This window comes from Streptomyces sp. CA-181903, from assembly GCF_050937075.1.
Taxonomy (GTDB): domain Bacteria; phylum Actinomycetota; class Actinomycetes; order Streptomycetales; family Streptomycetaceae; genus Streptomyces.
This window is the reverse complement of the sequence record NZ_JBNJLY010000001.1, coordinates 2,710,798-2,735,383: the sequence shown is the minus strand read 5'-3', so window position 1 is coordinate 2,735,383 and position 24,586 is coordinate 2,710,798. Positions and strand designations below refer to the sequence as shown.

General features: G+C 74.0%; 17 protein-coding genes and 2 pseudogenes. 13 read left to right on the top strand and 6 right to left on the bottom strand.

Translation table 11 applies throughout. The annotated features are described in order from the left end of the window. Positions 1–204 precede the first annotated feature (204 nt). Together ACQEVS_RS12200 and ACQEVS_RS12195 are read right to left on the bottom strand one after the other, a co-directional pair. Positions 205–1,233: a Gfo/Idh/MocA family protein gene (locus ACQEVS_RS12200; protein ID WP_433019244.1), complete on the bottom strand. Its 1,029-nt coding sequence runs from the start codon at positions 1,231–1,233 to the stop codon at positions 205–207. A 238-nt stretch (positions 1,234–1,471) separates the two neighbouring features. Beyond that, complete coding sequence (locus tag ACQEVS_RS12195) at positions 1,472–2,365, bottom strand: sugar phosphate isomerase/epimerase family protein (RefSeq protein WP_433019242.1); 894 nt, start codon at positions 2,363–2,365, stop codon at positions 1,472–1,474. Positions 2,366–2,537: 172 nt separating this feature from the next. On the opposite strand from ACQEVS_RS12195, the pseudogene iolC reads away from it, so the two are divergent. From iolC to ACQEVS_RS12165, 6 genes and pseudogenes are all read left to right on the top strand, one after another. Continuing rightward, positions 2,538–3,548 (top strand): annotated as a pseudogene (gene iolC / locus ACQEVS_RS12190) (5-dehydro-2-deoxygluconokinase); the annotation flags it as partial. 437 nt (positions 3,549–3,985) lie between these two features. Further along, positions 3,986–4,885 carry a Cgl0159 family (beta/alpha)8-fold protein gene (locus tag ACQEVS_RS12185; RefSeq protein ID WP_433019239.1) on the top strand — a complete coding sequence of 300 codons (900 nt, stop codon included), beginning with the start codon at positions 3,986–3,988 and terminating at the stop codon, positions 4,883–4,885. A 281-nt stretch (positions 4,886–5,166) separates the two neighbouring features. Further along, complete coding sequence (gene iolB / locus ACQEVS_RS12180; protein ID WP_433019236.1) at positions 5,167–6,042, top strand: 5-deoxy-glucuronate isomerase; 876 nt, start codon at positions 5,167–5,169, stop codon at positions 6,040–6,042. 133 nt (positions 6,043–6,175) lie between these two features. Further along, positions 6,176–8,034: pseudogene (iolD, locus tag ACQEVS_RS12175) on the top strand (3D-(3,5/4)-trihydroxycyclohexane-1,2-dione acylhydrolase (decyclizing)). A 69-nt stretch (positions 8,035–8,103) separates the two neighbouring features. Continuing rightward, positions 8,104–9,609 (top strand): CoA-acylating methylmalonate-semialdehyde dehydrogenase, encoded by a 1,506-nt coding sequence (locus ACQEVS_RS12170; RefSeq protein WP_433019233.1) that lies wholly within the window; start codon positions 8,104–8,106, stop codon positions 9,607–9,609. A gap of 286 nt (positions 9,610–9,895) precedes the next feature. Further along, the gene (locus tag ACQEVS_RS12165; RefSeq protein ID WP_433019230.1) at positions 9,896–12,013 is read left to right on the top strand and encodes an FUSC family protein; all 2,118 of its coding nucleotides are present in this window, start codon (positions 9,896–9,898) and stop codon (positions 12,011–12,013) included. Positions 12,014–12,327: 314 nt separating this feature from the next. Here the strand turns inward: ACQEVS_RS12165 and ACQEVS_RS12160 are convergent, their stop codons facing one another. Beyond that, positions 12,328–13,317 carry a threonine/serine dehydratase gene (locus ACQEVS_RS12160; protein WP_433019227.1) on the bottom strand — a complete coding sequence of 330 codons (990 nt, stop codon included), beginning with the start codon at positions 13,315–13,317 and terminating at the stop codon, positions 12,328–12,330. A gap of 187 nt (positions 13,318–13,504) precedes the next feature. Then, a complete protein-coding gene (locus ACQEVS_RS12155; protein ID WP_433019224.1) occupies positions 13,505–14,188 on the bottom strand; it encodes a TetR/AcrR family transcriptional regulator in 684 nt (227 codons plus the stop codon). 122 nt (positions 14,189–14,310) lie between these two features. Between ACQEVS_RS12155 and ACQEVS_RS12150 the strand changes: the two genes are divergently transcribed. Continuing rightward, positions 14,311–14,856, top strand: a complete 546-nt coding sequence (locus tag ACQEVS_RS12150) for a PH domain-containing protein (protein ID WP_433019221.1) — start codon at positions 14,311–14,313, stop codon at positions 14,854–14,856. 403 nt (positions 14,857–15,259) lie between these two features. Further along, positions 15,260–16,624 carry a PH domain-containing protein gene (locus ACQEVS_RS12145; RefSeq protein ID WP_433019218.1) on the top strand — a complete coding sequence of 455 codons (1,365 nt, stop codon included), beginning with the start codon at positions 15,260–15,262 and terminating at the stop codon, positions 16,622–16,624. A gap of 168 nt (positions 16,625–16,792) precedes the next feature. Here ACQEVS_RS12145 and ACQEVS_RS12140 read toward each other — a convergent pair whose 3' ends face one another. Next, positions 16,793–17,008, bottom strand: a complete 216-nt coding sequence (locus ACQEVS_RS12140; RefSeq protein ID WP_433019215.1) for a hypothetical protein — start codon at positions 17,006–17,008, stop codon at positions 16,793–16,795. Positions 17,009–17,221: 213 nt separating this feature from the next. Between ACQEVS_RS12140 and ACQEVS_RS12135 the strand changes: the two genes are divergently transcribed. The 5 genes from ACQEVS_RS12135 (at position 17,222) to ACQEVS_RS12115 (ending at position 23,413) form a co-directional block, all read left to right on the top strand. After that, complete coding sequence (locus ACQEVS_RS12135) at positions 17,222–17,569, top strand: VOC family protein (RefSeq protein ID WP_433019212.1); 348 nt, start codon at positions 17,222–17,224, stop codon at positions 17,567–17,569. A 149-nt stretch (positions 17,570–17,718) separates the two neighbouring features. Next, on the top strand, positions 17,719–19,683 hold the full coding sequence (locus tag ACQEVS_RS12130; RefSeq protein WP_433019209.1) for a sigma-70 family RNA polymerase sigma factor: 1,965 nt from the start codon (positions 17,719–17,721) through the stop codon (positions 19,681–19,683). A gap of 617 nt (positions 19,684–20,300) precedes the next feature. Then, the gene (locus tag ACQEVS_RS12125) at positions 20,301–20,687 is read left to right on the top strand and encodes a hypothetical protein (RefSeq protein ID WP_433019206.1); all 387 of its coding nucleotides are present in this window, start codon (positions 20,301–20,303) and stop codon (positions 20,685–20,687) included. 624 nt (positions 20,688–21,311) lie between these two features. Further along, positions 21,312–22,544 (top strand): MFS transporter, encoded by a 1,233-nt coding sequence (locus tag ACQEVS_RS12120; protein ID WP_433019203.1) that lies wholly within the window; start codon positions 21,312–21,314, stop codon positions 22,542–22,544. A 65-nt stretch (positions 22,545–22,609) separates the two neighbouring features. Beyond that, positions 22,610–23,413 carry an alpha/beta fold hydrolase gene (locus ACQEVS_RS12115; RefSeq protein ID WP_433019200.1) on the top strand — a complete coding sequence of 268 codons (804 nt, stop codon included), beginning with the start codon at positions 22,610–22,612 and terminating at the stop codon, positions 23,411–23,413. A gap of 206 nt (positions 23,414–23,619) precedes the next feature. Here ACQEVS_RS12115 and ACQEVS_RS12110 read toward each other — a convergent pair whose 3' ends face one another. Continuing rightward, entirely contained in the window at positions 23,620–24,054 is a 435-nt protein-coding gene (locus tag ACQEVS_RS12110) for a hypothetical protein (RefSeq protein WP_433019197.1), read from the bottom strand. Between the last annotated feature and the right edge of the window lie 532 nt (positions 24,055–24,586).

The window sequence follows — 24,586 nt, the reverse complement described above, 5'->3', positions numbered from 1 at the left end:
TCTCCACTGCGCCGCGGCCACGGAGGGGGTTCCGTCGGGGGGTCCGCGACGCTGCCGTTCTCGATCACGCAGCCTCACCCGGGGAGCGGCCCGGGCGAGCCGGGCGGGCAGGGCTGTGGGACGGCTGTCGAGGAAGACTGACCGAGTCGTGACGCTCGTAACCCGGCGGCGACGTGGTGTTCGGGCGGCCGCGCGTCCGTACGGTCAGCCGAGCCCGGCCGCCACGGCCGGCTCGGCCGGTCCCACCGGCCGGTTCTCCCGGCGGGACAGCTCGCACGCCTCGGCGATCAGCAGGGCGTTCAGGCCCTCGCGGCCGGGGCACGGGCTGTCCAGCGCGCCGCGCACGGCGCGCACGAAGGCGTCCAGCTCGGCGCGGTACGCGCTCTCGAAGCGTTCGAGGAACCCGGGCCAGGGACGCTCCGGGGCCCCGGGCCCGGCCGGCTCCGCCGAGGTGAGCGGCGTCCGGGCGTCCAGGCCCACCGCCCACTGGTCACGGTCCCCGCACAGCTCCGTACGGACGTCGTAGCCCGCGCCGTTGTAGCGGGTGGCCGTGGCCGACACCAGCGTGCCGTCGTCCAGGGTGAGCAGCGCGCAGGCGGTGTCCACGTCACCGTGCTCCCGGAAGGCCGGCGCGCCCGCGTCCGAGCCCCGGGCGTACACCTCGGTCACCTCCCGTCCCGTCAGCCACCGGACGGTGTCGAAGTCGTGCACCATGCAGTCGCGGAAGAGGCCGCCGGAGAGGGGCAGGAACTCCGCCGGCGGCGGCGCCGGATCGGACGTCACGGCCCGGATGGTGTGCACCCGCCCGAGGCGCCCGGCGCGCAGGGCCTCGCGGGCGGCGCGGTAACCGGCGTCGAAGCGGCGCTGGAAGCCGATCTGGAGCAGCGTGCCCGCTCGCTCGGCCTCGGCCAGGGCGCGGGCCGTGCCCGGGAGGTCGACGGCGATCGGCTTCTCGCAGAAGGCGGGGAGGCCGGCCCGGGCGGCTCTTGTGATGAGGTCGGCGTGGGCGGCTGTGGCCGTGGCGATGACCACGGCGTCCACGTCGGCCGTCGTGAACGCCTCCTCCGGCGAGTCGAGGGCTTTCGCTTGGATGCGTGCCGCGAGGGCGGCGGCGCGGGCCGGGTCGGCGTCGGCGATCAAGAGGTCGCCGACGCCGGTTGTGCGGGTCAGGGTGGCGGCGTGGAAGGAGCCGATGCGGCCGGCTCCCAGGAGGGCGATGCGGAGGTTTCTCATGCGGTGGTCCTTGTGGGTGGGTGGGGTGCCCCGGGCCCGCCCTTTCACCGTTTCTTGCGGGGGCAAGCCCCCGCACCCCCGAAACCGCGCTCCGCGCGGTTGTCCTCAAACGCCGGGCGGGCTGAATCAGCCCGTCCGGCGTTTGAGGACCTCGCGGCGAAGCCGCGATGCCGGGGTCCGGGGCGCAGCCCTGGAAGAAACGGTGAAAGGGCGGGATCGGGGCTCAGACACCGCGGCGCTACGCGCCGCACGAGCGCAGGAACGCTCGCGTCCGCCGCGCGATCGGCAAGGGCGCGTCCGGCGCGCACGGATACATGTCCTGCTCGACGATGGCGAACAGGTCGACGTCGAGGCGCGCCGCGGCCGCAAGCACGGGCTCCAATGCCGGCACCCCGCGAGGGGGCTCGCACATCACCCCCTGCCGCACCGCCGGCCCGAACGCCGTCCCCCGCGCGACGACGTCGGCGAGCACGCCGGGATCCACCTGCTTCAGGTGGAGGTAGCCGATCCGCTCTCCGTACGTCTCGATGAGCCGGACGCTGTCGCCGCCGCAGTACGCGTAGTGCCCGGTGTCCAGGCACAGCCGCACCAGTTCCGGATCGGTCGCGTCGAGGAAGCGGGCGACGTGCTCCTCGGTGTCGATGTGCGTGTCGGCGTGCGGGTGGACGACGATCTCCAGCCCGTACGCGTCGCGGACCTCGCGGGCGAGCCGTTCCGTGCCGGCGGCGAGCGAACGCCACTGCTCGGGCGTCAGTTCGGGGTCCTCCAGGAGTTCGGCGGTGCGGTCGTCGCGCCAGAAGGACGGGATGACGACGAGGTGGCGGGCGCCGGTGTCGCGGGCCAGGGCGGCGACCCGGGAGACCTGTTCCCAGGTGGCGTCCCAGACGGCCGGGCCGCGGTGCAGGGCCGTGAAGACCGTTCCGGCCGAGACGCTCAGGCCGCGCCGGGCGGTCTCGTCGCGCAGCCGGGCGGGGTCGGTGGGCAGGTAGCCGTACGGGCCGAGCTCGATCCAGCGGTAGCCCGCGTCGGCCACCTCGTCCAGGAAGCGCCGCCAGGGCACCTGCGCTGGATCGTCGGCGAACCAGACGCCCCAGGAGTCGGGCGCCGAACCGACGCGGATCCGGTCGAGCATGCGGCTCTCCTCCCAGCGGGCAGTGGGGATGTCCGTAGCTTCCTGGGCCGGTGAGGGGGTGTCAAGGCTTCGACAGGACATACGGACGTAACGTCAAGCGGCCGGCACGGGACGTCAGTATGTAAGGACAATTCCTTGACAGTGTTCGGCGGCCCCGGTTACACCTGACCCCATGAGCGAGCCGGACGGACCGCAGATCCCCCACGCCCACGACCTGATCGCCATGGGCCGGCTCGGCGTGGACCTCTACCCGCTCCGGGCCGGTGTGCCGCTGGCGGAGGTGGACGCCTTCGGGAAGTTCCTCGGTGGCTCGGCGGCCAACGTCGCCGTCGCCGCCGCCCGGCTGGGCCGCCGCACGGCCCTGATCAGCCGCACCGGCGCCGACCCCTTCGGCGCCTACCTGCACACCGAACTCCGCGGCTTCGGCGTCGACGACCGCTGGGTGACGCCCGTCCCCGCCTACCCGACGCCCCTCACCTTCTGCGAGATCTTCCCGCCCGACGACTTCCCGCTGTACTTCTACCGCCGGCCCAAGGCGCCCGACCTGGAAATCCGCCCCGAGGAACTGGACGTGGCGGCGATCCGCGCCGCCCGGATCCTCTGGGTCACCGGAACGGGCCTGTGCGAGGAGCCCAGCCGGTCCGCCACCCTCGCCGCGCTCGCGGCCCGCGAGCGGCGCGGCCACACCGTGTTCGACCTCGACTGGCGGCCGCTGTTCTGGGGCGGCGAGGGCGGCGCCTCCGGCGCGGGCGGCCGGACGGGCGCCGCCGCGGCCGCCGCCGCGCGCCCGCACTACGCGGCGGCCCTGCGGCACGCGACGGTCGCCGTCGGCAACCTCGACGAGTGCGAGGTCGCCACCGGTGAACGCGAACCCGAGGCCGCCGCCCGGGCGTTGCTGGCCGCGGGCGTCGAACTCGCCGTCGTGAAGCGTGGGCCCGACGGCGTCCTCGCCCTGCACCGCGACGGCATCCGCGCCGAGGTGCCGCCCGTCCCGGTCGAGGTCCTCAACGGCCTCGGGGCGGGGGACGCGTTCGGCGGCGCCCTCTGCCACGGCCTCCTCGCGGGCCGCCCCCTGCCGGACGTCCTCCGCTTCGCCAACGCCGCGGGCGCCCTCGTCGCGTCCCGGCTCGCCTGCTCGTCGGCGATGCCGCGGCCGGAGGAGGTGGAGGCACTGCTGACGGCCCACCGGGCGGGGACGCTCCGGTGCGGGGGGACGGGGGCCGGGGATGCCCGAGGTGTGGCACCTGGGCCTGTGGATTCCGGAACTGTGGCGCCTGGGCCTGCGGACTCCCGAGCTGTGGCGCCTGGGCCTGCGGACTCCCGAGCTGTGGCGCCTGGGCCTGCGGACTCCCGAGCCGTGGCGCCCGGGCCTGCGGATTCCGGAGCTGTGGCGCCTGGGCCTGCGGATTCCCGACCCGGAGCGCCCACCCCCGTGGACTCCCGGCCCGTGGCGCCCGGATCAGTGGACTTCCGTCCCGTGGCGCCCGGGCCTGCGGATTCCCGTCCCGCAGCGCCCAAACCCGCGGACTCCCGACCCCGAGCGCCCGGGTCAGCGGACCCCCGACCCCAGGCCCCTCGCCCCGCCGCTCCCCGGCCCGCCGCGCGAGGGGACGAGCGGCCGTGAGCCCGCCCGTGCGCATCTCCGACCTCACCACCGTCCGCAGTCGCCATCCCGAGGCCATCGCCGAGGCGGCCGCGCGCCGGCCGCGCCGTCCGCTGCTCGGGCCGTCCGGCCGGCTGCTGGTCGTCGCCGCCGACCACACCGCGCGCGGCGCCCTCTCCGCCGGCGGGCGCCGCCTCGCCATGGCCGACCGGACCGACCTGCTGGAACGTCTCTGCGTCGCCCTCTCCCGGCCGGGCGTGGACGGCGTGCTCGCCAGCTCCGACATCCTCGACGACCTGCTGCTGCTCGGCGCCCTGGACGGCAAGGTCGTCATGGGGTCCATGAACCGCGGCGGCCTCTTCGGCGCCTCCTTCGAACTCGACGACCGCTTCACCGGCCCGAGCGCCGACGACCTCGCCCGACGCGGCTTCGACGCGGGGAAGCTGCTGCTCCGCATCGATCCGGACGACCCCGGCTCGCTGCGCACCCTGGAGTCCGCCGCCCGGGCCGTCGACGCCATGGCCGCGCACCGGCTGCCGGTCTTCGTCGAACCGTTCCTATGCCGCCGCGACGGCGGCGGCCCGCTCCGCACCGACCTCACCGCCGAGGCCATCACCACCTCCCTCACCATCGCCTCCGGCCTCGGCGCCACCTCCGCCTACACCTGGCTCAAGGTCCCCGTCAGCGACGACACCGACGCCATGGCCCACGTACTGCGGGCCACGACCCTCCCGGTCGTCCTCCTCGGCGGCGACGCGGGCTCCCGCCCCGACGACGCCGAGCGGGCGTACGAGCGGTGGGGCGCGGTGCTCGCGTTGCCGGGGGTACGGGGGATGGTGGCGGGGCGGGCGCTGCTCTATCCGCCGGACGGGGATGTGGCGGGGGCGGTGGACCGAGTGGCGGGGCTGGTCGGATGAATCAGCCCGTCCGGCGCTTGAGGACAACCGCGCGGAGCGCGGTTTGGGGGGGCGGGGGCGCAGCCCCTGCAAGAAACGGGAAGGGGCGGGACAGGGGCAACCCACCCACCCGCGAGGCCCTCAGGCGAAACCTCCGCACCGCCCTCCTCCCACCCGTCACGCGCCCACGCGTCCCCGCCCGCGGCCGGGGGAAGGGAGGAGTCGGAGGCCGGGAGCACCCGAACCGACCTCGCCCCGCCCGACCCCGCCCCGTCCCAGCCCTCCGCAGGAGTCCGCACCCCATGACCCACCTCCCCGCCGGCAGCGCCGCCCGTGGTCCCTATTCCCTGGACGTCGACCCCGCCCGCGCCGGCTGGGACCGTTCGTCCCTGCGGATCCTCAGCCTCCCGCCCGGCGGCACCCACACCTTCCCCACCGGCGACAGCGAGTGGATCGTGCTGCCGCTGGCGGGCGGCTGTACGGTCGCCGTCCTCGACACCGTGACCTTCACCCTGCGCGGGCGGGACAGCGTGTTCACGGCCGTCACCGACTTCGCGTACGTCCCACGGGACGCGCGCGTCACCGTCACGGCGCCCGCCGGCGGGCGGTTCGCGCTCGCCGGGGCGCGGTGCGAGCACCGCTTCCCCGCCCGGTACGGGCCCGCCCCGGCCGTCCCCGTCGAACTGCGCGGTGCGGGCGGCTGTTCGCGGCAGGTCAACAACTTCGCGGCGGCGGATGTGTTCGCCTGTGACCGGCTGATCGCCGTCGAGGTCCTCACCCCCGGCGGCAACTGGTCCTCGTACCCGCCGCACAAGCACGACGAGGACCGGCCGGGGGAGGAGTCCCGGCTGGAGGAGGTCTACTACTTCGAGATCGCCCCCGGCCCCGGCGGCGAACCCGGTCTCGGCTACCAGCGGGTGTCGCCCTCCCGCGCCGGGGGAACCGATGTCCTCGCGGAGATCCGCACCGGCGACGCGGTGCTGATCCCCGACGGCTGGCACGGGCCGTCCGTCGCCGCGCCCGGGCACCCGATGTACTACCTCAACGTCATGGCGGGGCCCGGCCCCCGGGAGTGGCTGATCCGCGACCACCCCGACCACGCCTGGATCCGCGCCACCTGGCCCCGGCAGCCGGTCGACCCCCGGCTGCCGCTCTACCCCGCGGGAGACGCCCGATGACGCCACGGACCCGACGGACCGACGAGACCCGGGGACCGAAGGGACCGGACGGATCGAAGGGACCCGAGGGGCCGAAGAGACCCAAGGGACCCGACGGGCCGAAGAGGCCCAAGGGACCCAAGGAACCCGACGGCTGACCGTCGCCCAGGCCCTGGTGGAGTTCCTGGCCCACCAGTACACCGAGCGGGACGGCGAACGCCGTCGGCTGATCGCCGCCTGCTGGGGCATCTTCGGGCACGGCAACGTCGCCGGCGTCGGGCAGGCGCTGCTGGAGACCGGCCGCGAGCGCATGCCGTTCCACCAGGGGCGCAACGAACAGGCCATGGTCCACGCGGCCGTCGGCTACGCCCGGACCGAGGACCGGCTGTCCACGCACGCCGTCACCACGTCCATCGGCCCCGGCGCCACCAACCTCGTCACCGGCGCCGCCCTCGCGACCGTCAACCATCTGCCCGTCCTGCTGCTCCCGGGTGACACGTTCGCGACGCGCCCCGCCGACCCCGTCCTCCAGCAGCTCGAACACCCGGGCGCGGGCGATGTGTCGGTGAACGACTGCCTGCGGCCGGTGTCGCGGTGGTTCGACCGGATCACCCGCCCGGAGGCGCTCGTTCCGGCCGCGTTGCAGGCGATGCGGGTGCTCGCGGACCCGGTGGAGACGGGCGCGGTGACCCTCGCCCTGCCGCAGGACGTGCAGGCGGAGGCGTACGACTGGCCGGAGGAGTTCTTCGCCGACCGCGTCTGGCACGTCCGCCGCCCGGCCCCCGACCCGGCGGCCGTGGCGGAGGCGGCGGCCGTCGTCCGCTCGGCCCGCCGGCCGCTGCTGGTCTGCGGCGGCGGGGTCCGGCACAGCGGCGCCGGGGCGGTGCTGCGCTCGTTCTCCGAGGCCACCGGCATCCCGATGGCCTTCACCCAGTCCGGCAAGGGCGCCGTGCACCACGCGACGCCCACCGACGTCGGCGGCATCGGACACACCGGTACGGCCGTCGCCGACGCGCTGGCCCGGACGGCGGACGTGGTCGTCGGCGTCGGCACCCGCTACACCGACTTCACCACCGCCTCGTCCACCCTCTTCGCCGCCCCAGGTGTCCGCTTCGTCAACCTCAACCTGTCGTCCGCCGACGCCCACAAGCTCGCCGGCCTCGCCGTGGCCGCCGACGCGCGGGCCGGACTGGAGGCGCTGGCCGCAGAGTTGGCCGGATACCGGGTGCCGGAGGAGTACGTACGGGAGTACGCCGGGGGAGGGAGGAGTGGGACCGGGCGGTCGGCCGGGCCTTCGCGCCGCACCCCGACCCGTCCGCCCGCCCCACGCAGGCGCAGGTCCTCGGCGCGCTCGACCGGATCGCCGACGGGTCCGACGTGCTCGTCAACGCGGCCGGCTCGCTCCCCGGCGACCTGCACCGGCTGTGGCGGTCGCGCGCCGGCGACTACCACGTCGAGTACGGCTACTCCTGCATGGGCTATGAGATCCCGGCCGCGATCGGCGTCCGGCTGGCGGGCCGCGGCCCGGTGTGGGCGCTGGTGGGTGACGGCACGTACCTGATGATGCCGACGGAGCTGGTGACGGCGGTGCAGGAGGGGCTGGACATCAAGGTGGTGATCCTCCAGAACCACGGCTACGCGTCCATCGGCGGCCTGTCGGAGGCGGTGGGCGCCGAGGGGTTCGGCACCGCGTACCGGCGGCTGGCGCCCGACGGCACGTACACCGGCGATCCGCTTCCGGTGGACCTCGCCGCCAACGCCGCCTCCCTGGGCCTCGACGTCCTCCGCGTCCGGACCGCCGGCGAGCTGCCGGAGGCGCTGGCGGCGGCGCGGGCGGCGACGCGGCCCACATGTGTCCACGTGGAGACCGCGACGCCCGACAGTGTGCCGGGCGCGCCGCCCGCCCAGGCGTGGTGGGATGTGCCCGTCGCCCGGACCGCGACCCGCCCGGCCGCCGTGCGGGCCCGGGAGGAGTACGAGCGGGGGGCCGCGGGGCGCCGCCGCCATCTGTGAGGCGCGTGCGCGCGAGGCGTGTTCGCAGGCCGTCGGGGAACGCCCGAAGACGAAGAAGGAGACGTGGAGATGACGTCGGAAACGAAGACCGTCGGCCACTGGATCGGCGGCCGGGCCGTCGAGGGCGCGTCGGGCGCGTACGGGCCGGTCACCGACCCGGCGACGGGCGAGGTGACGACGCGGGTGGCGCTGGCGTCGGCGGAGGAGGTGGACGCCGCGGTGGCGGCGGCGAAGGAGGCGTACGCCTCGTGGGGGACGTCCTCGCTCGCCACCCGCACGTCCGTCCTCTTCGCGTACCGCGCGCTGCTCGACGCGCGCCGCGAGGACCTGGCCCGGCTGATCACGGCCGAGCACGGCAAGGTGCACGCCGACGCGCTGGGGGAGGTCGCGCGCGGCCTGGAGATCGTCGAGCTTGCGTGCGGCATCACCACGCAGCTGAAGGGCGAGCTGTCCACGCAGGTGTCCAGCCGGGTGGACGTCGCCGCGATCCGGCAGCCGCTTGGTGTGGTGGCGGGCATCACGCCGTTCAACTTCCCGGCGATGGTGCCGATGTGGATGTTCCCGCTGGCCGTCGCGTGCGGGAACACGTTCGTGCTCAAGCCGAGCGAGAAGGACCCGTCCGCGGCGCTGCTGCTGGCCGAACTGGCGGCGGAGGCAGGGCTTCCGGAGGGTGTGCTCAACGTCGTCAACGGCGACCGGGTGGCGGTGGAGCGGCTGCTGGAGCACCCGGACGTCGCCGCCGTCTCGTTCGTCGGCTCGACCCCGATCGCCCGGCACATCCACGCCACCGCCTCCGCGCACGGCAAGCGCGTCCAGGCGCTCGGCGGCGCCAAGAACCACATGCTCGTCCTGCCCGACGCCGACCTCGACGCCGCCGCGGACGCCGCCGTGTCGGCCGCGTACGGCTCGGCGGGGGAGCGCTGCATGGCCGTCTCGGCGGTGGTGGCGGTCGGCGACACGGGCGACGCGCTGGTCGCGAAGATCCGCGACCGCGCCGAGAAGATCAAGATCGGCCCGGGTTCCGACCCCGCGTCCGAGATGGGCCCGCTGATCACCGCCGAGCACCGCGACCGCGTCGCCTCGTACGTGACGGGCGCGGCGGCGCAGGGCGCGGAGGTCGTCCTCGACGGCACCGGTTTCACGGTCGAGGGGTACGAGAAGGGCCACTGGATCGGCCTGTCGCTGCTCGACAAGGTGTCGCCGGAGTCGGACGCCTACCGCGACGAGATCTTCGGCCCGGTGCTGTGCGTGCTGCGCGCGGAGACGTACGAGGAGGGGGTGGCCCTGATCAACGCCTCCCCCTGGGGCAACGGCACCGCCGTCTTCACCCGCGACGGCGGCGCGGCCCGCCGCTTCCAACTGGAGGTGCAGGCGGGGATGGTGGGCGTGAACGTGCCGATCCCCGTGCCGGTGGGCTACCACTCGTTCGGCGGCTGGAAGGACTCCCTGTTCGGGGACCACCACATCTACGGGAACGACGGCGTCCACTTCTATACGCGGGGCAAGGTCGTGACGACGCGCTGGCCGGACCCGGAGGACGGCGGGGTGGACCTGGGGTTCCCGAGCCACAAGTAGGCGGGTGGGGGTGGGTGCTCGGGGCCGGAGGCCGGCTCGCGTGGGGTGAGGCGGGGTCGGCCGGCCTTCGGGCGTGTCCGGTCTCGGGGGTGCTGGGCGGCGCGGACGTTGAGGGGGCTGAGGGTGCGGGAGCGTCGGACGTTACTCGAGGCGAACCGGGGGTAACCGGCACGGACCTGCTCCCGAACCTGGGACGGACCGTTCCCGGACCCGCTCCCGGACCCGGGACGGAGCCACCCCGGAACCCCCACCTCCGAATCACCCACCGGAACGTAAGCTCAAGATCATGCCCTGGTTGAGCGCCCTCAAGGACACGGCCCGCGCCGGCCTGACGATCGAGCGGGCGGCCCCGGAACCGCTCCTGGCCGTCCGCAGTACGGCGGGTGTGGCGATCGTCATGGCCCTCATGCTCACCTTCGGCAGCCCGGCCCTCGCCGTATCCTCCGCGTTCGGCGCCTTCGCGGCCGGCCTCGCGACGTTCCAGCGGAGCTGGCGGCCGCGGCCGGTGCTGGCGCTGGGGGTGGCGGTCGGGCTGGCGGCCAGCACGTTCCTGGGCTACCTGGCGGCCTACAGCCACGTCCTGTTCCTCCTCCTGCTGGCCGCCTGGACACTGCTGGCGGGCATGGCGTGGGCGGTCGGGCCGGTGTCGGGACTGGTGGCCACCCAGACGGTCGCGGTGATGCTGATCACCGTCACCCTGCCGACGTCCGTCGCCGGGGCGGCCGAGCACGCCGGGCTGATTGCGGTCGGCGGCCTGGTGCAGGCGCTGCTCATCGTGGTGTTCCCGATCAGACCGTGGGGCCGGCAGCGGGACGCGCTCGCCGACGCGCTGGCCGCCGAGGCGGACTACGCGCGCCGGCTGCGGCACGACCCGGTGGCGCACTTCGATCCGCAGCCGCTGATGGAGGCGCGCAGCGCTGCCGCGGTCACACCCCGTCAGGCCCGCAGCCGTCCGCGCCAGCTCGGCGGCCCGCGCGGACTCGCGGAACGACTCCGTCCGGTACTGGCGGCGCTCGCCGACCCCGTCGTCGGCGCGCCGCCCGAGGGCCCGGAACGCGACCGCGTCCGCGACCTGCTGGGCGCCGCCGCGACCGTCCTCGACGCGGTCGCCCGCTCGGTCCGCAGGGGCGGCCCGGTCCGGCTGCCGCCGGAGGCGCTGGACGTGCTGCGGGTGCCGGAGTCCGGCCCGATGCTCACGGGCGCGGCGCGCCGTTCCGCGTACCGGCTGATCGCGCTGCTCGGCGACGCGGTCGAGGGCAGCGACGAGCCGGTTAGGCAGGCGCGCCGCGCGACGGACACCCCGCCCGCGGACCACCCGCCGGAGCCGTACCGCCACCTCCTCCGCCCGACCGTCCACCGGCTGATCCCAGTGGCCCTCCGGGCGGTACGGCGGGAGGCGCGCTGGTCGTCGCCGATCGGCCGGCACGCGGTCCGCCTGTCGGCGGTCGCGAGCGTCGGGTACGTCCTGGGCACGGCGCTGCCATGGGGGCACGGCTACTGGGCCCCGATGGCCTCCGTGATGATCATGCGCCCGGACTTCGCGCAGACGTACTCGCGGGGCGTGGCCCGCTTCGTCGGCACGCTGGTCGGCGTCCTGGCGGGCGCGGCCATCACCGCGCTGCTCCACCCGGACCCGTACGTGTGCGCGTCGCTGGCCGTGGTCTGCGTCGGCCTGCTGTACCTCTTCACGGGAACGGGCTACATCGTCGCGTCGGCGTGTGTCGGCGGGTATGTGGTGTTCCTGCTGGGGGTGGTGGGGGAGGGGTGGTCGCAGACGGTCCAGGCGCGGGTGGCCCTGACGCTGCTGGGCGGGCTGCTGGCGGTGGCGGCGTACGCCCTGTTCCCCGTCTGGGAGACCCGCCGCCTCCGCGACCGCCTCGCCGAATGGCTGCGCGCCAACGGCGAGTACACCCTCGCCGTCCTCACCGCCCACGCCGACCCGGCCGGCCGCAGCCCCCGCCACGTCCGCGAGGCGCTGCTGGACGCGCGCGCGGCGAGGCGCGAATGGGAGGACACGGCCGAACGCGCCCAAAAGGAACCCGTCCGCCACCGCGGCCTCTCCCGCAGCGCCGAGCGCTCGGCGGAATCCGCCCTGGCGACGATGGGCCGCGTCACGATGCTCATGGAAGCCCACTTGCCGGAGCCGGATGCTCCGCCGTCCCCGGGGGCGGCGGCTTTCGCGGCGACGCTGCGCGAACTGCTCCCGGACGCGGTGGAGGCGCTGCGCGAACGCCGGCCGCTGGACTGGACGCCGCTGAGGCTGCGGGTGGCGGCCTGGGCCGCGGCGGAGGGGGACACGGGGGTGACGGTGCGGGGCGCGGAGCTTCTGACGGATGCCCTGGACGAGCTGGCGGAGGCGCTGTCGCCGGGGCCTGGGGGAGGAACCGGGCGGCTCGGAGGGTGAGGTGAGGGGGATTCGGCGTTGGGCGGGGAGGGTACCGGCTTTCGTGTTGATGGCTCTGCCCCCGCGTGCGCGGGGACCACCCCCCGAAGGGCTGGACGACGATCTGTCTCCCGGGACCACCCCCGCGTGCGCGGGGACCACGACCAGGGCGCGGCCGAGGAGGCGTTCAAGAAGGGACCACCCCCGCATGCGCGGGGACCACAGGGCGCGACCTGCGGGTTTATCCGTGAGAGGTGGCGTTTTTACTCACTTTCGCGGGAACGGGCAAAGCTGAAATATTGGGCATTGCCCGTCCTTCCTCTGCCCGGCGGTAGTCAGTCCATCGGACCCGTGAGCGTAGCGGGATCCGTGTTGGCGCCGCACAGGACCACGCACACCTTCTCGCCCTCCCGTGGCCGGTACCCGTAATGTGCGGAGTCCGCCTCCCCGGCCGTCATCGCCGCCAGCGCCGTAGCCCCGCCGTGTTCCACGGCGATGCGGCGCTCGTCCCACAACCCCTGCCGGGCGCGGGCGATTTCGGCGTCCGGGACCACCACGGAACGCACATCGCCCTGCTGCGCCGCGTGCAAGGCCAGAGCCGACGCGCGCCGGGCGCCGAGGGAGTCGGCGGCGATCGAGTCGATCGGGACGTCGACCGGATGCCCGGCGGCGAGGGCGGCGTTGAGGGCACGGGAACCCTCCGGTTCCACGGCGACCGTGCGGACGCCGCGCTGCCGGGCCGCGGTGGCGACGCCGGCGAACAGGCCGCCGCCGCCCACCGCCACGACCACGGTGTCCAGGTCGGGGATCCGGCGGTGGATCTCGTCCAGGAGGGTGCCGGCGCCGGCGGCGATCAGCGGGTGGTCGTAGGCGTGCGAGGCGAGCGCCCCGGTCGTGGCGGCGAACTCCGCGCAGGCGGACGCCGCTTCGGCGTACTCGTCGCCGACCAGCCGCACGTCGGCCCCGTACCCGCGCAGCCTGGCGACCTTCACCACCGGCGCGGTGGCGGGCAGGAAGACCGTGGCGCGGACGCCCTGCCGCCGGGCGGCCCAGGCGCAGGCCAGCCCGGCGTTGCCGCCGGACGCGATGGTGACGCCGGCGTCGGGGAGGGTGCCGGCGTCGAGGTGGGCCTGGAGGAAGTTGAGGGCGCCGCGCGCCTTGAACGAGCCGGTGTGCTGCAGGAACTCCAGCGCGAGCCACAGCTCGCAGGGCGGCCCGGCCGGGTCGGTCGTGTCGGGACCCGCCGGGGCCAGGGCGACCGGGCGGACGCGCCCGGCGATCCGTTCGCCGGCGGACTCGATGTCGCGGTAGGTGAGTTGGTGCACTCGTCACTCCCGGGGTGGTTCGGTCGGATCATTCTGACCCGGACGACCCGGGAGCCGGCAGCGGGCCCCGGCCGCGTACGGGAGGGGGCGCGGGGGGCGTTCCCCCGCAGGAAACGGTGAAATGGGGGTGCCCCCTCTGGGGGAGGGGACGGGGGCCAACCCCACCCACCGCAGCCAATAACAAAGCTCACCGCACGAACAACCGCCCCAAGTGCCGATCCACCAATCCCATCGCCTCCTCCGGCGTAATCACCTCCATCAACGCGGAGCTCGTCAACCCGTCCGTCAAAGCGATCAGCAGCATCGCCTCCATGTCCGGGTCCAGCCCCGGCACCGCCTCCCTCCGCTCGACGGCCTCCCGGAATTGTTCGGCGAAGAAGGCGCGCAGCTTCGGCTCCCCCTCCTGGGCGTGGCGCCGGAGGCGCTCGTCGTTGATGGCGCGGACGAAGTAGGCGATGCCGACGAGGAGGCCGGTGCGGGTCTCGTCGTCCAGGGGCAGCATCTCGGCGGCGCACTCGCGCAGGACGGTCCGGGGCGAGGGCCTGTCGGAGGCGGCCGCGGAGTTCGGCCCGCCCCCGGACCCCTGCCCGTTCCCGGCCTCCGGCCCGTCCCCCTGCCTGTCCCCGGGTCTCCACAGCGCCAGGATCCGTTCCCGGATCCGCGCCTCCGCCAGAGCGGAGATGTGCTCCAGCGCGAAGACGAGCATCTCGTCCTTGCCCGAGAAGTAGTGCTGCAACTGCCCCAGCGAGATGCCCGCCTCGGCGGCGACGTCGCGCAGGCTCGCGCCCTCCAGCCCGCGCGAGCTCGCGATGCGCCAGAGCGCCTCGGCGATCAGGCGCCGCCGTTCCTCGTGATCCACCCGCTTCGGCACCGCGACGGTCACCTCCGTTTTACAAGTCGGTCGTATTGCCATACCTTACCGGTGACGTTTGCAATACGACCGACCTGAAAACGGATGGCCTGCCAAGGTCCCGGGTCCCAGGGGGCAATCCCATGCACACCACCGGCGCCACGGGCACCACCGCCGACGGCCCGTCCGTCACCCTCCGGCCACCCCGCCACCGCGTCGATCCCCGGGCCCGCCGCTGGTGGGCGGTGCAGGCGCTGCTGACCGTCAGCGGCCCGCTCCTCCTGACGGCGGCGACGCTGCTCGTACTGTCGGTACTCCTCTTCCCCGGCGCCCTGCCCTGGCTCGCCCCCCTCCTCGCGGTCGCGCTCGTCGCACCCGCGCTCGGCTATCAACTGGCCATGCCCGCCTGGCGCTACCGGATCCACGCCTGGGAGGTCGGCGAGACCGCCGTCTACACGGCGAACGGCTGGTTCTGGCAGCGCAGCCGCATCGCGCCGCTCTCGCGGGTGCAGACCGTCGACACGACGGTCGGCCCGCTCCAGCGCCACTTCGGACTCGCCACCGTCGTCGTCACCACCGCGTCCACGGCCGGCGCCGTGAAGATCGCCGGCTTGGCGGCGGACGACGCCCGGCGGATGGCCGAACACGTCGGCCGGGCCGTCCGATACGTACGGGAGGACGCGACGTGAGGCGCACCGGAGACAGCGGGCCGTGGCGGCAGGAGGACCCGGGCGGGTGCGACGGCGGTACGTACGACGGCGGTATGCGCAACGACGAGCTCCAGGGCGGCGGTACGTACAGCGCCGGTACGCCCGACGCCCGGACGCCGACGACGCCGGGCACACGCACCCCAGGCCACCCCGCGCCCACAAGCCACCCCGCACACGCAAGCCATCCCGCGCCCACAACCCATCCCACGCCCACAAGCGCGCCCCGGCCCACCAACACCACCCCGCCCACCACCACCCCACCCCCGCCCACCTGGCACCGCCCGTCCCCCCGAACCCTCCTCTCCCACTGCTCCTGGCTCGGCGCCCCCTCGGCTCCTTCGTCCTCGCCGTCCTCGCCACCGGCGGCCGCCCCGGCGCCCGCGTGTGGATCAGCCTCGCGGTCGTCGCGGCCGTGTTCGCGGCCCTCACCGCCCTCGGCGCCCTCTCCTGGCTCCGCACTCACTACCGCGTCACGGCGGACGCGCTCGAACTCCGCACCGGCCTGCTCACCCGGCGCACCAAGTCCGTCCCCCTGCACCGCGTCCGCAACGTCGACCTCACCGCCCACCCCGTCCACCGGGCCCTCGGCCTCGTCGTGCTGCGCGCCGGCACCGGCGGGCACGGTCAGGTGTCGCTGGACGCCTTGTGCCGCGCCGACGCGGAACGTCTGCGCTCCGAACTCCTCGCCCGGACCAGGCGGATGGACGCCGACGACCCGGTCCTGTCCAGCGCCGACCCCCGCTGGCTGCGGTACGCGCCGCTCACCTTCTGGGTGTTCGGCGGCGTCCTCACCGCCGCCGGCGCGGTCTGGCGCGTCCTCGACGGGATGGGCGTCGAACCGTGGCGGAGTGGCTTCGTCCGCCGCGCGTTCGACGAGTTCGGCAACAGCGCCCTCTGGATCACCGTCCCCCTCCTCATCCTCACGATCACCGTTCTCGGCACGATCGGATCCGTCGTCCTCTACGCCGAGACGTGGTGGGGGTACCGGCTGGAACGGACGGACGCGGACACCCTCAGGGTCCGCCACGGCCTGCTCACCACCCGGTCCGTCTCCATCGAACGCGCCCGCCTGCGCGGCGTCGTCCTCCGCGAGCCGCTGCTGCTCCGCAGCGGCGGCGGCGCCACCGTACGCGCCGTCGCGAGCGGACTCGGCGACCGCGAGGAGAACCGCAAACGCAGCACCCTCCTCCCGCCCGCACCCCGTTCCGAGGGCGAACGCGTCTGTGCCGGCGTCCTCGGCGAACACGTGGACACCGGCGGCCTGCGCCCCCACCCCCCGGCCGCCCGGCGCCGGCGCGTCGTCCGCGTCCTGTTGTGGTGCGTCCTGCCGCCGACCACCGTCCTCGCCGTGCTCGGCACCCTGCTCACTCCGGTACTCCTGTACTGCGCGGCGGCCTGGCTGCTCCTCTCCACCCCGGTGGCCTGCGCCCTCGCCGACGACGCCTACCGCGCCCTCGGCCACGCCCTCCGCGGCCACTGGCTCGTCATCCGCTCCGGCAGCCTCACCCGCGACACGGTCCTCCTCGACCGCGACGCGGTACTCGCCTGGACCTTCACCCGCACCCCGTTCGCCCGCCGCGCCGGCGTCGTCACCGCGACGGCCGCCGTCGCGGCCGGTGAAGAGGCGTACCGCATCCGCGACATGGCGGCCGGTGAGGCGGCGGCGTTCGCGAACGCGGTGACGCCCGGGATGCTGCGGGAGTTCCTGGTGCCGGTGGGGAGGGATGAGGCCCCCGTTTTCGAGTGAGGGCGCGGAGAGGATGCGGAGAAGTCGCCCTACTCACCCGCGCCGAAGCCTCGTACGGAGTGCTGCCCAGCGCCCACCCCCGGCGTCGGAGCCGGGGGCGGGAGCCGAGCCGGGCCGGAGCCGGGCCGGAGCCGGATCGGTGCCGTAAGGGCAGCGGACGGTGGTCTGCTAGAGCCCCAGCACGTTGCCGACCTCGCAGGCAAAGCCTTCGAGCGCGGGACCACCCACGGGTACCACGGCCAGCTCCTGCAGGCACACGGCGGAAGAGGTGAAGTTGTGAGGGTCGACTGAGCCCGTGCCCCCGCCGGTGCTGTCGGCGTCAGCGGGAGTGGCCAGCGCGAGAGCGGCCGCGGTCGTGATCACAAGCGTGATGATTTTCTTCATGCCGGATCAACGAAGCGCCTTCGGCTCGGTCACCTTGAGCCGGTCAGCCGGACGGATGACCGACGGCGGCCGGCTGCCCCGGAGATGCCCCGCTGCGGTGACAGCGGACAGCGAGTTGCCCCCTGTCACCAAAACCTGTGCGGCAGCGACCCCGTCGTAGTACCTGTGGGATCCGGTAACCAGCCGACCAGCCCATCCCACCCGGAGGCGTCCATGGCCGTTCGTCGTGTCGTACCCAACGTCCAGTCGGAGTCCGTGCAGGAGAACCGGGAGTTCTACGGCCTGCTGGGTTTCGAGGAGGTCATGAACCACGGGTGGATCATGACGCTCGCCTCCGCCTCCGATCCGTCGGCGCAGGTCAGTTTCATGGCCCGTGACAAGACCGCCCCGGTTGCTCCCGATATGAGTATCGAGGTGGACGACGTGGACGCCGCCTACGCGGCCATGCGGGACAGCGGCGCCGAGATCGTCCACGTCCTCCAGGACGAGGAGTGGGGCGTGCGGCGCTTCTTCGTCCGCGACCCCAACGGCCGCGTGGTCAACGTCCTCGGCCACCGCTGACGCGCCCCGCGCAGCCGCCGCTCCCACCTCCGCGCACCCCCGCCCCACCTCCCTCCCCTGTGATGCAAGAATCTTGCAATTTTTGTTATCCGGCCGGGAGCACCCCGTCTCCCAGGTGTCGGATGCGAACGGAGAGAGGTGCGTGAGGCGTGGGAACCGATAACGCTGCGCTGGTCGAAGCCGCGCGGGCCGGTGACACGGCGGCACAGGACGAACTCGTCGCCGCCTGCCTGCCGCTCGTCTACAACATCGTCGGCCGCGCCCTCAACGGGCACGCGGACGTCGACGACGTCGTGCAGGAGACGATGCTGCGCGTCATCAACGGGCTGGGGGAGCTGCGCGACCCGGCCGGTTTCCGTTCCTGGCTGGTGGCGATCACCACCAACCAGCTCCGCACCCACTGGCGCGAGCGCCGCCCGGAGACCCCCCTCGACGGGTTCCCCGGGACCGGCGCCGACGTCCCCGACCCGGCGGCCGACTTCGTCGCCGTCACCATCGAGCGGCTCGGCCTCGAAGGCCAGCGCAGGGAGGTCGCCGAGGCCACGCGCTGGCTGGACGAGGGCGAGCGCGAGGTGCTCTCCCTGTGGTGGCTGGAGGCCGCCGGCGAACTGACCCGTGCCGAGGTCGCCGCCGCGCTCGGCCTCACGCCGCAGCACACCGCCGTCCGCGTCCAGCGCATCAAGGAGCGGCTCGACACGGCCCGCGGCGTCGTCCGCGCCCTCGGCGCCTCGCCGCGCTGCCCCGCCCTCGACGGGCTGGTCGCGGCGTGGGACGGAACCCCCTCCGCCCTCTGGCGCAAGCGCGTCGCCCGCCACGCGCGCGGGTGCGGCGCCTGCGGCGGCGCGTGGACGTCGCTCGTCCCGGCCGAGGGGCTGCTGGTCGGCTTCGGTCTGGTCCCCGTCGCCGGGGCCCTCCTCGACTGGTGGGGCACCGCCACCGTGCTGCGGACGGAGGCGGTGGCCGCCGTACATCCGGGCGGGTACGGGGACGTGCCCGGCCCGGACGCCGGCGGTCACCCCCTCGCGGGGCACGGACCCGACACACCACAGGCCGCATACGACACCACGAACACCGCGCAGCACCACAGCCATCCGGCGAACCAGGTGAATCCGGTGAACCAAGCGAATCCGGTGAATCCGGCGACCCCGGTAGAGCCGATGAAGACGACGAAAGGCAAGCACGGCGTGACCCACGCGAAGCGGAACAACCCCAGGGCGAAGGCGAAGCACGGCACGAAGGGCAAGCGGGTCGCGATCGGCGCGGCCGCGCTCGCCGTCGTGGCGGGCGGCGCGGTCATCGGGGGGACGGAGTTCTTCTCCGACTCGTCCTCCGGCACCGAGGCGAGCACCCGCGTCACCACCGGCGACGCGGCGGTCCCCCTCGGCGACCGGTCGAGCACCGCCGCCCCCTCCCCGAGCGCCCACCCCTCCACGTCGGCGAAGGCCGCGAAGGACGGAAAGGGCGACAAGAAGGAGAAGAAGGACAAGGAGAAGGGGAAGGACGAGGAGAAGGGGAAGGACGAGGGCAAGGCGGGCAAGAAGGACGAGGAGGGGAAGTCGGCGGAGGAACGTTCCGCCGCGGCTCCCTCCTCACCTTCGTCCGGCTCCGGTTCGGGCTCCGGCTCCGGGGCCGGGTCGGGATCGCAGCAGCAGGGCTCGCGGACGTCCGACTCGGGCCGTACGTCCCCGAAGTCGGCCGCCAACGCCCCGGCAGCGTCCAGGGGCGACGTGGGCGGCTCGCTCCAGCAGCAGGTCACGGCGATCGTCAACGCCGAGCGGGCCAAGGCCGGCTGCTCGCCCGTGCGCCTCAACTCGCGGCTCACACAGGCCGCCCAAGGCCACTCCGACGACATGGCCGCCCGCAACTTCTTCGACCACACCAACCCGGACGGCAAGGGCCCCGGCGACCGCATCACCGCCGCCGGCTACCGGTGGAGCACGTACGGCGAGAACATCGCCTACGGCCAGCAGACCCCCGCCTCCGTGATGGACACCTGGATGCACAGCGAGGGGCACCGGGCGAACATACTCAACTGCTCGTTCGACGAGATAGGCGTCGGCATCAACAAGGCGCCCGGCGGCCCGCGGTGGACGCAGGTCTTCGGGGCGCAGTGACGTTTCGTCGCTGTACGTCTCCCCGGCTCGGGCCCCGATGCGTCCCACGGGGCCCGGACGCGTCCCACGGCGCCCCGACCCGTCCCACGACGTCGGGGCGTGAGCCGGGGAGAGGGACGAACCGGGGAGGGGCGCAAGCCGGGGAGGGGGCGCGAGCCCGGGCCGGTCAACCCGGTGACACTCGGGCACTGCTGTTACGGGGAGAGGGACGGGGTGGCGAGATGTCGTCCTCCGTTCAGGTGGCGGCCGTCAGGCGGGGTGAACGCAGGCCACCACATCAGGGGGCGCGACGCACGTTTGAGGTGACGTACGGAGTGCAGGGGACGCACCCACAACACCCGCGCGGGGAACCTCCGTTCAGTGAACGTCGAGAGGTTCGACGAGCGGGCGTGGCTTTCCGGTCGGATGTTTTGACTGACCGCTGATCGCACCGGTAGTTCTCTGCTGCCTCGGCAGGGGCGGCCTTCCCGGCCGGTGGCCCGTGCCATTCCATCCGACCCCCGGTGGCACGGGCCACGCCCGGCCCGGGAACACCGCGGTGCCCCGCCGTGCATACGGCGCCGCTTCCGTCTCGGAGGCGGCGTCCCCGTACCCCCCTCTCCTAAGGAGACCCGAAGATGTCGATGCGCAACCGTGTGGTTGGCGTGGCGCTGGCCGTACTGGCCGGTGGCATGGTGCTGGGCCAGGCCGGTACGGCCATGGCGGACGACCACCACGGCCGCCACCACGAGGGCCACGGCCTGGGCCCCCTGCCCGTGGCGATCGTCTCCCCGGCTCCGGGCCAGATCACCAAGGAGCACAAGGTCACCGAGACCTACAAGTACGACCCCAAGGGCGGCTCCAGCTCCTCGTCCTCGGAGGAGCAGCCGCCCCCCTCCAGCCCCTCCGCTTCCTCCCCCTCCGAGCAGCCGGGCCCGGTGACCAACCTGAAGGACGCGGCCAACTCCACCGCGCAGTCGGCCCTTTCCGGCGCCTCCAGCACGGTCGACTCGGCGGCGAAGTAACCGCCGGCGGCCGCGGTTGCCAAACCGCGGCCGCGTACGGAGCCGCTGCCTGCCTGCACCGAGGGGCGGGCGGCGGCATCGGCCACTGCCCCCTTCGCGCAGGGGGCCAGCCCTGCGCGAAGGGTCGCTGGGGCGATCGGTTCCGAGGTGAGTGCCGGGGCGGATCACCTCCGCACTCGCGGGAAACGCTGATCGCCCATCGGGCGGAGCAAGGTGCAGTCAGGACCAACTCCGCGCACGCGGGGACCACCTCGGCGCCAAGAGTGAGCTTGTCGCCGACGGGTCCCCGCGCGCGCAGGGAACACGGTCAGGCGAGGTCGGCGACGAGCGCGGTGGCGGGACCATCCCCGCGTACGCGGGGACCACACCGTGGTGTAGGGGTACGGCGGGTAGCCGTGGGGACCACCCCCGCATACGCGGGGACCACAGGGCGCCACCTGGTGTTTTAGCCCGGCGGAACCGCTTTTTTACTCACTTGCTCGGAGCCCGGCAAAACCGCCATACCATCCGCCGCGGGAACCCCGATGAAATCCGCGAGCCGCGCCACCCCTGCCACCCCCACCCCCACCCCCACCCACACTCGCACTTGACTCTCACACCGATGTCAGACCTTAGCGTCGCGACATGGCCCCAAGCACCCCACCGGGGACGGCCCACCACCCCACCCCGGCCCCATCAGCCCGACTCCCCACCAGCCGCCCCAACCACCCCACCGCCGTCCTCGCCACCCTCACCGCCTGCGTCTTCCTCATAGGAACCGGCGAGTGGGTCATGGTCGGGCTGCTGCCGGGGCTGGCCGTCGAGTTGCGGTGTCCGCTCCCCGCCGTCGGCTCGCTGGTCACCTGGTACGCCCTCACCGTCACTGTGGCCGGGCCGGTCGTTACCGTGGGCGTGCTGCGGCTGTCTCGGCGCCGGGCGCTGCTCGGGCTGCTGGTCCTGTTCACAGCCGGCAACGCGGCAGCGGCCCTGGCCGACGGGCTCGGAACGCTCGCGGCCGCCCGCGTGGCCACCGCGCTCACGCACAGCACCGCCTTCGCGACGGCCCTGGTCATAGCCGTCTCCACCGTGCCCGCCGCGCGCCGCGGCCGGGCGATCTCGGTGGTCGCCGCCGGGTGGAACCTCGCCACCGTCCTCGGCGCCCCGCTCGGGACGTGGCTCGGGGACCGGTACGGCCGGCGGGTGACGTTCTGGGGGATCGCAGCGCTCACCGCGCTCGTCCTGCTCGCCGTGGCCGTCCTCGTCCGTCCCCCAGAACCCAGGACGCGTCCCGCGCCCCGGGCGGAGGTCCGCGCGCTGCACGGACGCGGCCCGGCCCGCGTCCTGGCGGTGACCGTCCTGGCGCAGGCCGGCCTCTTCACCGTCCACACCTACGTGTCTCCGCTCCTCGGTGACGTGAGCGGCTTCTCGGCGAACGCGGTGACCCTCCTCCTCGCCTCCTTCGGCGCAGGCGCGCTGCTCGGCAACGTCCTGGGCGGCCGCCTCGCCGACCGCACTCCCGAACGCGCCCTTCGGACAACCCTCTTCGTCCTCGCCGCCGCCCTGGTGACCTTCACCCTCACCAGTCATGCCCGCCCGTCCGCCGCGCTCACCGTGCCCCTCCTCGGGCTGGTCACAGCCGCACTCACCCCGCTGCTCCAGGAACGCGCCCTCGCGGCCGCCCCCGGAGCGCCCACCCTGATCACCGCCGTCACCGCCTCCGCCTTCAACCTGGGCACGGCGGGCGGTTCCGCGCTCGGCGGTCAGGCCCTCGGCTCCGGCCTGGGCCTCGATGACCTCCCCTGGCTCGGCGGGCTCGTCGTCACGGCCGCCGCTGTCCTCGCGGCCTTCACCCGGCCGGGAGCACACCCCAGCCCCTGAGCCTTCCACGACCCCGACCCCACCCCCCACAACCTCCCCACACACGCACACAGAGAGCAGGAATCATGTCCTCCATAGAACTCCCCACCCCCACCCCCAGCCTCGCCCGCATCACCCGAGGCAGCGGCCCCGGTCTCCTCCTCGCTCACGGCGCCGGCGGCGGCATCCAGCCCAACTACGGCCCGATCATGGACGGTCTCGCCGAGCACTTCACCGTCGTCGGCCCCGACTACCCGGGCACGGGCCGCACTCCGCGCTCCGACGAACCCCTCACCCTCGACGGCCTCGCCGACCAACTCGTCGCCGCCGCTGTCGCGGAGGGCCTGGAGACGTTCGCCGTCACCGGCTACTCGCTGGGCGCCGCCGTCGCCGTCCGGGCGGCCACACGACACCCCGACCGTGTCACCGCCCTCGTCCTCACCGCCGGTTTCGCCCGCCCCAACCCTCGCTTCTCCCTCGCCACCCGCCTCTGGCGTGACTTGATCGAGAAGACCGACGACCCGGCGGGCATCACCGCTTTCGGTGCCCTCCTCGGTTTCGGCGCGCCCACGGCGGACGCGTTCTCGCAGGACGACGTCGACGCCATGCTGGCGGCCGGCCGGGACTCCGTCCCCCGGGCACCCCGGACCACCTCGACCTCGCCGACCGCGTCGACGTCCTCGCCGACCTCCCGAACATCACCGTCCCCACCCTCGTCATCTCCACCACCCTGGACAACCTGGTCACCCCTTCCACCACCGCCGACTCGCCGACGGAATCCCCGGCGCCCGCCTCGCCGAACTCCCCACCGGCCACGCGCCGTTCATCGAGAACCCGCAGGAGTGGCTGAACCTGATGGTCGGCTTCCTGACGTCCGTCAAGTGAGGTGAGTGAGGGCAGTGAGGGTGAGGCGTCGGGCCGCCGGCTCCGTCCGGCTTCGCTCGGCGCCTTGGGGGCCGAACCGGGTGCCGGAGGGGCGACGACGCTCAGGGGCGGTCAGCCGCTGGGGGCGAGCCTCAGCGCCTCGGGACTGGCCGACGGCCAGGCCGTGTCCTACGGGTCCGGCGACCGGCGGACGCCGACGCCCTTCATGAGGTCACTTCACTTCGACCGTGACCTTCCATGGCGTGATCACCATGGGACAGATACGACCTGTGTCGGGGCGGCAGCGTCGTTCCGCGGTGATGGTGGCGGTGCCGTCATGTTCGGCGCGGAAGGTCGCTGACGCGTCGCCGTTCGGTGCCGTACGGCCGGCGGTGAGCCGGAGAACGGCGGAGTCGCTGGATGTCGGGGTGCTCCAAGTCCAGGTGAGTCCGTTTTCCCGGTAGCCGGTGAGCCGGACTTCGATGCCGTCACCCGAGCTCGCGGTCACGGACCCGTCGTTGTCCGAGTTCGTGAGCGTGATGTGCTGAGCCGGCCGGGCGCGGTCGAGTGCCAGGCCGGGTGCGGCCGCCGGTGCCGCGGTGGCGGGCACGCCGGTGACCAGGGCCAGCGCCAAGCCCCATGGAACGGCGGACCACTTCGTCCCCATCGCGATTCCATCTCCCTCGATCGCGCCGGACCGGACGCGACCCCGGCGGCGCCAACAGGCTGACCTTTTCCGTATCAGTTCGACGTTACGGCGATGGGCGGTCTCAAACCACCCGACCGAGGGGCTTCGGCCACCTGACCTGTCGGGGGGCCTTGGGGGCAGTCGGCCCTCAGGGCACGCTGCCCGCGCCCAGAACCAGTAGGTGAACGGTAGGCCCGACGAGGGAGTCGACGCCTCGGAGAAGCATGAGTTCACCTTTCGTCAGAGTGGCTGACGGAGCAGTGCTCCCCGTTCGGTGTACCGGTACGCGCGATGTCCTCCCTACGGGAACGGCCGTATCGCTCCCTCAGCCGGGTGTTCGGGCGGGCCCGCCAGTTCTCTGCCTCGGACGTTCTCCGCCTCGGACGCGTGTTGCCGGACGGCGGGCTACATGCGGTACGTCGCGGGCGCGCGGGTTCGGGTGCCGGCTGTCCGGACGTCGGAAATCCCGTGGCGGCCGGCTGATGGATGAACCAAGGTGCAGGAGTGAGCA

Bases quoted from the DNA above. Each gene is read 5' to 3' on its own strand.
- ACQEVS_RS12200 (WP_433019244.1), bottom strand. From the start codon at position 1,233: ATGAGAAACCTCCGCATCGCCCTCCTGGGAGCCGGCCGCATCGGCTCC.
- ACQEVS_RS12195 (WP_433019242.1), bottom strand. From the start codon at position 2,365: ATGCTCGACCGGATCCGCGTCGGTTCGGCGCCCGACTCCTGGGGCGTC.
- iolB (WP_433019236.1), top strand. From the start codon at position 5,167: ATGACCCACCTCCCCGCCGGCAGCGCCGCCCGTGGTCCCTATTCCCTG.
- ACQEVS_RS12170 (WP_433019233.1), top strand. From the start codon at position 8,104: ATGACGTCGGAAACGAAGACCGTCGGCCACTGGATCGGCGGCCGGGCC.
- ACQEVS_RS12165 (WP_433019230.1), top strand. From the start codon at position 9,896: ATGCCCTGGTTGAGCGCCCTCAAGGACACGGCCCGCGCCGGCCTGACG.
- ACQEVS_RS12150 (WP_433019221.1), top strand. From the start codon at position 14,311: ATGCACACCACCGGCGCCACGGGCACCACCGCCGACGGCCCGTCCGTC.
- ACQEVS_RS12140 (WP_433019215.1), bottom strand. From the start codon at position 17,008: ATGAAGAAAATCATCACGCTTGTGATCACGACCGCGGCCGCTCTCGCG.
- ACQEVS_RS12135 (WP_433019212.1), top strand. From the start codon at position 17,222: ATGGCCGTTCGTCGTGTCGTACCCAACGTCCAGTCGGAGTCCGTGCAG.
- ACQEVS_RS12125 (WP_433019206.1), top strand. From the start codon at position 20,301: ATGTCGATGCGCAACCGTGTGGTTGGCGTGGCGCTGGCCGTACTGGCC.
- ACQEVS_RS12120 (WP_433019203.1), top strand. From the start codon at position 21,312: ATGGCCCCAAGCACCCCACCGGGGACGGCCCACCACCCCACCCCGGCC.
- ACQEVS_RS12115 (WP_433019200.1), top strand. From the start codon at position 22,610: ATGTCCTCCATAGAACTCCCCACCCCCACCCCCAGCCTCGCCCGCATC.
- ACQEVS_RS12110 (WP_433019197.1), bottom strand. From the start codon at position 24,054: ATGGGGACGAAGTGGTCCGCCGTTCCATGGGGCTTGGCGCTGGCCCTG.